The organism is Ruegeria sp. TM1040 (assembly GCF_000014065.1).
GTDB lineage: Bacteria > Pseudomonadota > Alphaproteobacteria > Rhodobacterales > Rhodobacteraceae > Epibacterium.
Window position 1 is genome coordinate 224,020 of the sequence record NC_008043.1, and the last position, 11,204, is coordinate 235,223.

General features: G+C 59.5%; 8 protein-coding genes. 4 read left to right on the plus strand and 4 right to left on the minus strand.

The annotated features are described in order from the left end of the window. Position 1 precedes the first annotated feature (1 nt). Positions 2-814, minus strand: coding sequence for a hypothetical protein (locus tag TM1040_RS01560; RefSeq protein ID WP_011536844.1), 813 nt, complete (start codon positions 812-814; stop codon positions 2-4). A gap of 128 nt (positions 815-942) precedes the next feature. Between TM1040_RS01560 and TM1040_RS01565 the strand changes: the two genes are divergently transcribed. Further along, the gene (locus TM1040_RS01565; RefSeq protein ID WP_011536845.1) at positions 943-2,580 is read left to right on the plus strand and encodes an alpha/beta fold hydrolase; all 1,638 of its coding nucleotides are present in this window, start codon (positions 943-945) and stop codon (positions 2,578-2,580) included. Between the two features lie 45 nt (positions 2,581-2,625). Here the strand turns inward: TM1040_RS01565 and TM1040_RS01570 are convergent, their stop codons facing one another. Then, positions 2,626-3,525 carry an AraC family transcriptional regulator gene (locus TM1040_RS01570; RefSeq protein WP_011536846.1) on the minus strand — a complete coding sequence of 300 codons (900 nt, stop codon included), beginning with the start codon at positions 3,523-3,525 and terminating at the stop codon, positions 2,626-2,628. A gap of 314 nt (positions 3,526-3,839) precedes the next feature. On the opposite strand from TM1040_RS01570, the gene TM1040_RS01575 reads away from it, so the two are divergent. Together TM1040_RS01575 and TM1040_RS01580 are read left to right on the plus strand one after the other, a co-directional pair. Continuing rightward, on the plus strand, positions 3,840-4,304 hold the full coding sequence (locus TM1040_RS01575; RefSeq protein WP_011536847.1) for a (2Fe-2S)-binding protein: 465 nt from the start codon (positions 3,840-3,842) through the stop codon (positions 4,302-4,304). Between the two features lie 5 nt (positions 4,305-4,309). Next, complete coding sequence (locus TM1040_RS01580; protein ID WP_011536848.1) at positions 4,310-6,487, plus strand: xanthine dehydrogenase family protein molybdopterin-binding subunit; 2,178 nt, start codon at positions 4,310-4,312, stop codon at positions 6,485-6,487. Between the two features lie 244 nt (positions 6,488-6,731). Here TM1040_RS01580 and TM1040_RS01585 read toward each other — a convergent pair whose 3' ends face one another. Both TM1040_RS01585 and TM1040_RS01590 read right to left on the minus strand, forming a co-directional pair. Next, positions 6,732-9,206, minus strand: a complete 2,475-nt coding sequence (locus TM1040_RS01585) for an ATP-binding protein (protein WP_011536849.1) — start codon at positions 9,204-9,206, stop codon at positions 6,732-6,734. Next, positions 9,203-9,937, minus strand: a complete 735-nt coding sequence (locus TM1040_RS01590; protein WP_011536850.1) for a winged helix-turn-helix domain-containing protein — start codon at positions 9,935-9,937, stop codon at positions 9,203-9,205. The genes TM1040_RS01585 and TM1040_RS01590 overlap by 4 nt, the downstream gene beginning before the upstream one ends. 243 nt (positions 9,938-10,180) lie before the next feature. Here TM1040_RS01590 and phnD point away from each other — a divergent pair, with 243 nt between their 5' ends. Continuing rightward, a complete protein-coding gene (gene phnD / locus TM1040_RS01595; RefSeq protein WP_011536851.1) occupies positions 10,181-11,161 on the plus strand; it encodes a phosphate/phosphite/phosphonate ABC transporter substrate-binding protein in 981 nt (326 codons plus the stop codon). The last annotated feature ends 43 nt before the right edge of the window (positions 11,162-11,204 follow it).

Genomic DNA, 11,204 nt, shown 5'->3' on the forward strand with positions numbered 1-11,204 from the left:
CTCAGTCTCCCACCCGGATCCAATGGCCGGTCGAAATTGCGGCGCAATGATCGGTCTTGAACGCGGCGACCGCTTCGGGAGGCATGACAACATAGAGTTCCGAACGGTGCGAGATACGGCTCGTGTCATGAACCGTGAGCGTCCATTCCATGTAGGATCGCTTGCCGCCGTAAGCAGGTGATTGGGAAAACACATCCTCCATCGCGCGGGTGACCCACTGATTGGGTCCGGTCGACCTCCAGCTGGAGGCGTATTGCTGCATCCGAAGCTGGCTGGGATGAAACGGTGTCTGAAATGTCAGGTGCTGCGGCGTTGTGGCCTCTGCAGGGAGCGCGGCCATACCGCCCGCCATGCTTTGGCCAATCACATCTGGACAGCCCTCAAACTGCACTGGTGTGGCTTCGAGTTTCCAGAGCCCCGATTGCGGCTGAAGACCTGATGCGGCCACGGGCGCGCTATCCTCGGTTGGTGCACTCTCCGCGTCCAGTGGGTCCAGTGGCAGGTCTGTCGGGGCGCAATGGTCTGGGCCACGATAGCGGAAACTCTCGGCGCTTGTGCCCAAAACGACCTGCGCAGCATCCAACTCGGTGCGCGGCACCCAGTAGCCCTCGTCTTCATGGGTCACAAGCACATGATCCGCTCGTGGCGCAGCGCCATGGGTTTGGGCCCGCAGGGCTGCCTCATCAGCGTCTGGCACGAAATATTCTGCCGGACCATCTGCTGGGAAATGTACGGAGGCTGGCAAACACTCAGCTGCAAAAACCGAAGCTGGCAAGAGCGCCAGCCCCGCAGTGAAACCCAAAACGCACTGCATTTTTTTCTAAAATCCTTGGACCATTGTCAGGCTTGATGCGCTCCGACTTATCGCGTTTGTTGAACCCGCTCATGACCAGTTTTGGTTATAAGTGCCAAAAGAGTTTAGATGCGGTGCCAGCTCGGGCCATGGAACACCAAGACGATATTACTTCGCTGATCGGTTCGATCTACGCTACCGCCGTCGACACGGAGGGGTTTGCCGCGCTCCTAGAGCTGGCTGACACGCGGCTCAACAACGATACACATCGGCGTCGGTTCGAAGCCTTGCGCAGCAACTTCGAAACCCACGTTGTGCGGGCGGAGGCGATTATTGGCGCGCTTCCCCAAACGGGGCTGACTCAGGAGAACCCCAACGATCCGTGCCCGAGGTTTGATCTTGACCGCCGACTTCATGTCATTTCGCCTAACCCCGCAGCGCAGGACCTGTTGGGGCTCTGCGATGGCGCTCCCTTGGACACGCTCGAGCTGACAACAGATACGCTCCGCGCGATCAAGAGCTTTGCCACGGGTCAGAGCGACCACGCGCCTGTGCTCCGGCTCACGCGTAAAGACACTGGCAAACCGATGCTGCTTCGCTGTCAAACGCGGGGAGGCCGCGAGACGGTGCAGTGCTTTGGCGTCGACATTCCATGGCATGATGGCGCAAGCAGCGCGATGCGCGCGCTCTATGAACTCACTGCATCAGAGAACGAAGTACTGGGTCTGCTGGTCGAAGGGCACAGCCCACAGGAGGTGGCCGAGGTACGCGATCGGTCCATTGAAACCATTCGCCAGCAAATCAAGGCGATGTTTCGCAAAACGGGCACGACGGGCACGCTTGAACTGCTCCACCTCGGCCGTGTTGTTTGCGTGTCGAGCGCGCAGATAGAAGACTCCACGCGCGCGCAGGATCAAAACCACGCCCTGCGCCTGCCGGATGGTCGGAGCATGAGTTATAGCGACATCGGCTCCCCATCCGGGCGGCCCATTATCTTCTTACACGGCTGTCTAGGAGGCAACCGCCTCCCCAAGGCCGCCGAAGCCAAACTTGGCAGGCTCGGTCTGCGCTGGATTGCGCCTGCACGTCCTTGGCATGGCAGTTCAGATGGATGGCCCGCGCTTGTCTCTGATCCCTCTCGTTATGGCGAAGATCTCCGCACCTTGGCAGATCGCCTTGATCTTAAGGACATCACGCTGGTTGGCTATGATGCTGGCGCCGCACTTGCCTGCTGCGCGGCGGGCGGGCTCGGTGCGCGGTTGCGCAGAGTGATTGCCCTTGCGATTACCCCGCCCATGCAGAGCATGCGCGACTTTGCCGCCGCCCCGACACAACAACGCATTCTGGCTCTGGCCGCAAAGACCTCCGTCCCGTTTCTGCGCTACCTCTCGATTGTTGGCGATCGAAAGCTGCGTCTTGAGGGGCGGGAGGCCTTTGCTGACACTGTATTCCGGAATGCGCCCGCTGATTTGCGTGCCTGCTGCGATCCAGAGGTCCTGGACCTGATGTGGGAAGGGCACTTTTTTCATGTGGCCCAGGGCAATGACAGCTTCATCAATGATTGTCGGCTGATCGCATCAGATTGGAGCGCCAAGGCAAAGCTGATGTGCGCTCCGTTACACCTCGTACATGGCGGGGCCGACCAAATTGTACCGCTCTCCCGCGCGCGAAGCTTTGCACAGAGCTTTGGCGCAAGCCTCACCGTGATTGAGCACGCAGGCCACAGCCTTCCTTTTAGTCACTGGCTTGATGTGCTGCACGCCGTGACCGAGGACGGGCCTGAGTAGGCTTTCAGATCCGAGATCGAACACCTCTCATCCCGGCGCTCGCGATCAAGTTGTCGGGGCGGGGACCAGCGGGGCGGCTGGCTTGTGCATGCTTGGCGGCATTCCAAACTTGCGCGAAAATTCCCGGCTGAACTGCGTAGGGCTTTCGTAACCCACCTCATAGGCGGCAGACGCGACAGAGCGGTTTTCCGTAACCAAGAGCCTGCGCGCCTCCAACAAACGCAGATCCTTTTGATATTGCAGGGGCGTTGTCGCTGTCACGGAGCGGAAATGCTCGTGAAAAGCCGAAAGGCTCATGCCACATTCCGATGCAAGATCTGCAACCGGCAGGTTTGATTTGAAGTTCTCCCGCATGGTCGCGATAACCTGCGCAATGCGGCTCGCGGGGCTGTCCTGGTTCAGGAGTTGTCTCAGCATGCCGCCATGTTGTGCACGCAAGAGCCGGAAGTGGATTTCACGCAGGATGAGTGGCGCCAGCGTACGGGCTTCGACGGGGTCTTTGGACACGTTAAACAAACGGTGCGTGGCATCGATCAACGCGGCATCGGAGGCCGCAGCGTTCAACGAGTGGGCATTGGCGCTATCGTCACGTTCACCAATTTCGTCATTCATGCTGCGTGCCATCGCGAGGTCCAAACGCAATGCAAGCGCTGTGTAAGGTGCATCCGGGCTTGCTTGCATGACAGCGGACTCCACCGGAATGGCGTGGCTGACGATAAGTGTATCCCCGGCGCTGTATCGCACGACACGTCCGTTCAAATAAGCCTCCTTGGCGCCTTGCAACACAAGACACATGATCGGCTCGTAAAACGCGGCCGCGCATTCGGTGGTCTTGGTCTGCGCAAAGGCAAACAGCCCATCGACACCCGTAGCGCATCCTTCGCCAAGTGTTCCGGTTCTCTCGACCAGATCAAACACATCTGAGATCAGATTTTTAGGTACCATTGAGCGGCCTCCCTTGCCTTGTGAACATAGGCGTTTCGCAAGCGGCTGGCAGTCCCAAAGAGGCCGGTCTGGAGAATTGGGCAGATTATTTGGAGGATCAGGCAAGGCAATCCAACCCCGGCGCGCTAGGTTAAACACCGAAGACCGGAGGTCCTTGGCGTGCCAAGGACCTGAAGTGTTGCTCGCTGAATATTGCGTGGCAACGGGTTTGACGCCGCAATCGATCCAAACGGGCCGAGATTGGAACCGAGGCAGCAGTGAGACAAAGGCTGCCTAAAAAGCGATTTTCGTAGCCAACAGGGAGACCTAAAGCCATGGCAATTTCACTAAAGTTGAACGGGGAGACCCACACGGTTGAGGCCGAGCCAGGTACACCGCTTTTGTGGGTGATCCGGGATGAGCTGAAGCTCACCGGCACCAAATTCGGATGTGGGGTTGCGTCGTGCGGCGCCTGCACCGTTCATATGGATGGCGCACCGATCCGGTCTTGCCAGACCTATATCGAGGATGTGGAAGGTGCAGAGATCACCACGATCGAGAAAATGGAAGACGACAAGGTTGGTGCCGCGGTCCAGCAAGCCTGGCGCGAGCTCGACGTGGTTCAATGCGGCTATTGTCAGTCTGGTCAGATCATGAGCGCGGTGGGCCTGTTACGCGAAAACGCAAAGCCCACGGCAGAGGATGTTGACAACTACATGTACGGGAACGCCTGCCGCTGTGCGACTTATCAACGTATCCGCGCAGGTGTCTTGCGCGCTGCGGAAATTCTGGAGGCTTGAGAGAAATGACTGCCAATATTTCCCGTCGTGGGTTTCTGAAAACCGCAGCCGCCGCGGGCGCGGTGCTTTATGTTGGGGCCACAGCTGACGGCGCTGCCGCTGCAGGGTCGTCGGATGCGATGCTGAATCCTTTTGTGAAGATCGACAGCGATGGCAACATCATTGCGATCATCAAGCATTTTGAAAAAGGACAAGGACCCGCCACCGGCCTCTCCACGCTGATTGCCGAAGAACTTGGCGTGACCATGGAGCAGATTGGCTACGAATTCGCCCCCTCCGACCCGCAGGTTTACAACAACCTTTTGTTTGGTCCTTTTCAGGGTACTGGCGGCTCAACCGCCATGGCCAATTCCTGGATGCAGTACCGCACAGCTGGTGCGATTGCACGTGAGATGCTGATCAAGGCGGCAGCGCAGGCTTGGGGCTTGGACACCGCAGATTTGGACATCCAAGACGGCATGGTGACTGGCGGTGGAAAGTCCGCGCCACTTGGAGACTTTGTCGCGGCAGCGGCAGAGATCGCTCCATCTGAAACGCCACGTTTGCGGGACCAATCCGAGTGGAAGATCATCGGAAAAGAGAGCACACGACGCCTGGATAGCGCGATCAAAGTCAATGGTCAGGCGCAGTTTGGCATGGATCTGCACCTGCCGAACCAAATGGTCGTCATGATCAAACGCACGCCACAGCGTGGCGGCGTGGTGGCCGGATTTGATGACAGCGCAGCCAAGGACGTTAAAGGGTTCATCATGGCAATGCCGCTCCCGACCAAACATGGTGTTGCGGTTTACGCCGAAAACACCTGGACCGCGATGCAGGCGCGGGCAGCGGTCGAAGTCGACTGGGATATGTCTGCTGCCGAAACGCGTTCCTCGCAGGAAATCCGCGACGAAATCATGGCCGCGTTGGATGCCGCGCCAGTGTACAATGTGAACAAGGCCGATACAAACGCCGTCGCTTTGGCGGTCGATGAGGCAGCGCAAGTCTTGGAAAAGACATTCTATTTCCCGCTTCTTGCCCATGCGCCGATGGAGCCGATGAACTGCACCATTGAACAAACAGCGGATGGCGACATCGTCCTGCATGATGGGGCGCAGATGCCAACCGGCCCGCATATGGCCTATCAGCAGATCTTTGGTCTCCCCGCCGAGAAAATCCACATCAACACGATGCTGGCGGGCGGCTCCTTCGGGCGACGGGCAACGCCGGATGCTGATTACCAGGTGGAAGCGGGTCTGGCGTTTGCGATGACCGATCGCTCTCGCCCGGTGAAGCTGGTCTGGGATCGGGAAGACGACATTCGTGGTGGCTACTACCGTCCGGCGACGGGGCATAAGGTGCGGATCGGGCTCGACGCAGACGGCAAGATTACTGGATGGGAGCATCAGGTCGCAGGTCAGTCGATCATGAAAGGCACAGCCTTTGAAGCGATGGCCGTCAAGGATGGCATTGACCACTCCACCGTCGAAGGTCTGGCCGACAACCCTTATGTGATCCCAAACATGGCCGTTGGTCTGACAGACACCGAAAAGGCCACCTCCGTGCTGTGGTGGCGCTCGGTTGGGCACACGCACACCGCGTATGTGATGGAGGTCATGATGGATATGGCCGCCAAGGCCGCTGGGCGTGATCCGGTCGAGTTCCGCTTGGCCTACCTTGAGGGCGGCAACAAAGATGCGCAGCGCAAAGCTGGCGTTCTGAAGCTCGCGGCCGAGAAAGGGAACTGGGGCAACCCTGCGGCAGGCAATGTCCAAGGTATCGCGGTGCACAAGTCGTTTGGGTCGTTTGTCGCTGAGGTCGTCGAAGTGTCGGGCACACCCGACGATGGCATCCAGATCGAAAAGGTCACGGCTGCCGTCGATTGCGGCATTGCAGTAAACCCGGATGTCATCCGGGCCCAGACCGAAGGCGCCATCGGGTATGGCATCGGTCATGCGATGCGGGACCAGATCACACTCGATGGTGGCGAGGTGGAGCAATACAACTTCCCGGACTACGAGCCACTTCGGATCTCTGACATCAAGGCGATCGAGACGCATATTGTGGCGTCTGCTGAAGCACCGACCGGCATTGGGGAACCGGGTACTCCGCCCTCGGCCCCAGCGTTGGCGAATGCGATCGCACAGTTGGATGTTCGCGTTGCAGAGCTCCCGATGAGCGAAAACGGCGTGTCCTTCGCCTAAGTCACAGATGCACCGCAATCATCCAAGTTGCGGTGCATCTTTCACGCCCACCGGCTCAAACGCATCGCAGAATTTGGCCTCACCCGTTGCGGTAGAGGTTTGGCTGGCCGACAACAACACGGCATACAGATGCCGGCGATGTGTGTGTCTTTCGCCGCTGTCCCAAACCCAAGTTATGGTTCGCGCGCGCGCAACACGCAGCCTGTTTACGGGGCGTAGCAAATCTCTCCCGTCGCGCAGGACCTCAGATTTCGCGCAATGTCTCTTTGCTGACGGGTTTTTCGACAAAAACAACATCTCGGGGCAAATCCGTCGGGGCACCGCGCGTGGACATAAGCGCGCAACGGCATTCGGGAAAACACTCTTGAGCCCGTCTAATCAGATCCCGACCGCTAAACCCATCATCAAGCCAGAGATCGGTCAAGATCGCGTCAAGATGGTCAAGCCCCTCTAAGGCTTTGACCGCCTCTGCATATGTGGCGCAGCGCAAAGTTTGCGCGCCCAGTTCCTGCAGGAGACGGCAGGATCGCTCTAGCGATACCGGATCATCATCGATGACCAAAGCCATCCACGGACCACCAGAAGAGTTTTCTTCGCTGTTGTACACCTGATGCGGGAAAGACAGGGTAACTATCGTTCCCCGCATTGGGCCCTGCGTGCTCGTTTGAATGTCGAGCCGACCGCCGGACTGATGTGCGAACCCATCCACCATGGACAACCCCAGTCCGGTGCCACCGCCGTCGGGTTTGCGTGTAAAAAACGGATCGGTCGCGTGGCGCAGCACCTCTTCGGACATGCCGCAGCCATCGTCGCTGACGGCGACCTCGACTCTCTCACCAGCGGTCACTGACACGACAATCCGCCCAGTATCCGAACCTGTCGCTGAAATGGCCTGCCCGGCATTGATGCACAAATTGAGGATCGCACTTTCAAGCTGACCAGGGTCAACGAGACAGGTCGCCGGGGCCTTTGAGACCTCGACTTGCAAAGAGACATGTTTGGGAATGGCGATTTCGAGGAGATCGGCCATCCCCGACACCAGTTCGGACACATTCGTCACCTGTGGTGCAAGATGTTGCTTGCGGGCAAAGGCCAAAAGGCGCTCGGTGAGGCTCGCCCCAAGGTCAAGCGCTGCCCCAAGCCGTTCATGCAGATCGCGTCGTTGCTCCGGTTCTGCATGCTCCAGGAGGTGGAGATTTCCCGAGATGCTCGACAGGATATTCCCGAAATCATGGGCCACCTCGCCAGAGACCTTGCCCAAGGCCTCGACCCTGCGGATGGCCTCCAATCGGGCCTCCATGCGCTTGCGCTCCGTTGTCTCTGAGATCAGCCAAACTTGACCCCCATCCGGCAGTGGCGAGAGGTGGATCTCGATCACGTTGCCATCAGGGTCGTTATATTCGTCAAAACCGCCGCGCTCGTCTCCGCCGGCATTGCGGCAAAAGGGCGAGACCGCAATTAGCGCGCTCATGTGATCGCTGGTTCCATCTGGATCAGGCGGTAGACGCAGCAAACGGCGCAGGTTGTCGTTCTCGGCGATGATGCGCCCGTCCGCCGCTTCGACTGCAACGCCGTCCTTGATGTTTTGAAAGACCCGCGAAAAGAGCGCATTCTGATGCCGCATCTGCGCTGTGCGCCGGTCCAATTTGCGAGCGTTGTCGCGAAACACGCCGAAGGCCGTAAACAGCTGGCCGATCTCATCGCGCGCGGTGGGTGGCGCGGGCAGGTCCACCCGCAGGTTTCCCGACGCCAGCCGCCGCATCGCACCCGAAATGCGTTCGAGATTGCGTGCAACGTGGCGCGACACATAGACCGAGGAGGTCACAGCGACGATCAAACTCGCGATACTCAGTGCGAGAAAGGCATTGCGCGCATAGGCCAGCGTATCTGATGTCTCGGCGCGCGCGCGAGACAAGCGGTCCTCGGCCTGGGCCACCTTGGTCTCGGCAAAGGCGCTGACACGCCGCGTTTCCTGGCGAATACGAAACAGCGCATTCTCGGCGTCTAGGCGCGCCGAGAGGTTCCCATGCTTGAGGACAAACAGCCCGCCCCCCCGCTGCACGACGTTTCGAATCTCGTCATAGGTCTCGCGCGGCGCCTGTCGTGACAAGGATTGAAGCTGCCCGCTCAGGCGTTGAAAATCGCGCGCAAATCCGCCCAGTTCGATCAATTCCTCTGCCCGCGCGGCGCCCAACGCCACAGATGTCAACTGTTGGAGACCGCCCCAATCCTGCTGGGCCTCCAACGGCAACAAATCATCCTGTGACATCCGCCTGCTGCGGGCATTCAGCCGCACCAGCGCCCGGTCGATTGCCTTGAGCTCTGCCTGTCGGGCACTTTGTGGTAAAAGTGCTTGCGCCAGATCTTCGATAGCTAGACCCAACCGTGCCAGCGGCAGATCCAGTTCTGGATCGTTCCCCGAGGATTGACGCACCCGTTCGAGGTTCTCCATCACGGCTGCAACCTCTTGTTCGAGCTGATACGGCGCAAAAAGCGCAAAGAGGAACGGTGCAGAGGTCGCAAGCTCGGACACATCGCGCGAAAGGTCCATCGCCGCTTCGACTTCGGTCAGCGTGTCCCGGTGCAGCACGTTCATCCAGACCTCGGTGCGATCAAGCACCCGCAACCCGATTCCGCTCACCAAGACCATCAGCCCAAACATCACCGCCAGCGCAGCAGACAGGCGGACCCGCACACCAAGGTCGCGAAACCAGCTCATTCGGTGCCCAGGTGGAATACATAGCCCCGCGCGCGGCGGGTCTGCAGGTGTACAGGTTTGGCAGGTACCGGTTCGATCTTGCGGCGCAGACGCAGGATCAACACGTCCACTGTGCGATCAACATAACGCTGGGTATCCGCCCCCAAGGCCTCCAGAAGCTCCTCACGAGGGACCACCCGTTCGGGGTTGCGGGCGAGAAACTCCAAAAGCCGGTATTCGGCGTTTGTCAAAGGCACCTCTTCGCCCGCGCTGTCCAGAAGTCGTCGCGCATCGAGGTCGATCCGCTTTTCGCCAAAGGTGATCTGCCGTTTGCCAGATGTCACAGTGCGTGCCGAGGCGTGACCATATCGACGCAAGACAGCGCGGATCCGCGCGACCAGTTCGCGCGGATTGAAGGGCTTGATCAGATAATCATCCGCGCCGGTTTCCAAGCCGATGATCTTGTCGATTTCGTCTCCGACGCCTGTGAGCATCACGATGGGGATTTCGTGTCGCTCCCGCAGGTGGATGGCGAGCGTCAAACCGGATTCGCCGCGCAGACGCAGATCGATCAGGGCAAGGTCTACGGGCGGCGGATCCCCCAACGCGTGAAAGGTCTCAATGTCGGGGCAGCACACGGACTCAAACCCGCTCTCATGCATCAGCGCCGACAGGGTTTCGCGCACCTGAGCGTCGTCATCGACGATTGCGATGACGGGTCCGGCCTCGGGCTTTGGACTGACAGCCTGCATGCAACGCTCCTCCTGCGACGTGCTGGCACACGACCGCCTCCTCGACGATCAGGCCCAAGGCCTAGCGCACTTCAGTCGCAAACTTAAGGGTTGGTCGCAGCTTTGTAACACTGTTAACAATTCAAGTGACCGCCGGTAGTTTCATTAACAGCTCGCGTCTCGCCAAGGCCTACCCCGCGCCCCTAGCCTGAACGCGTTGAAGCAGGTGCGGCCCGGCCCTCCTGCTCTCTAAGGGAGGAAACCATGACACCATTCATCACCCGTGCGATTGGCGCACTGGGCATTCTGACGTGCTCCACCATCGCCGCTCAGGCGCAAGACTGCGCGGAGCGTGGCGCGCTTGATCTGCAGTATTGCGACGTCAACGGCGATCTCGTCGCCGACACGCCGACCGATCCGGCAGAGCTGAGCGATCCGGATACGCTCGTTTTTGCCTACACCCCGGTCGAGGATCCGGCGGTCTATGCTGACATTTGGGAGCCGTTCATCGAGCATCTCGCTGACGTCACCGGCAAGGACGTACAGTTCTTTGCAGTGCAGTCGAACTCCGCCGAGGTTGAGGCGATGCGCTCTGGCCGTCTGCATGTGGCAGGTTTTTCGACCGGACCGACGCCTTTCGCCGTGAACCTTGCAGGCGCCGTGCCGTTTGCAATCATGGGTGCCGAGGATGGCCAGTTTGGCTATAAGCTGCAGGTCTTCACCCAGGCCGACAGCGACATCAAGGACGTCTCTGACCTTGCAGGCAAGCGCGTCGCGCATACCTCGCCCACTTCGAACTCTGGCAACCAGGCACCGCGCGCACTGTTCCCGGGCTTGGGCGTCGAGCCTGACAAAGACTACGAAGTTGTCTATTCCGGCTCGCACGACCAATCCATGCTCGGCGTAGTTGCCGGGGATTACGACGCAGCCCCGGTTGCATCCGAGGTTGTGGAACGCATGGCGGAACGCGGGCTTTATGATCCGGCAGACGTGCGCATGATCTGGGAAAGCGATCCGTTCCCAACCACGTCTTTCACCATGGCGCATAACCTTGATCCCGCGCTGGCCGAAAAAGTCAAAGAGGCGTTCTTCACCTTTGATTTTGCTGGCACCGCGCTTGGCGAGGAATTTGATGGCGTGTCGAAATTCGTGCCCATCACCTACAAGGACCAGTGGGCCGTGATCCGTCAGATCCAGGCTTCCAACGGCGTGGAATACACGCCCCAGGGTCTCGCCGGGAACTAATCCCCTTCCACATGGCCAGTCCGGTGCGCCAGCGCGCGCCGGG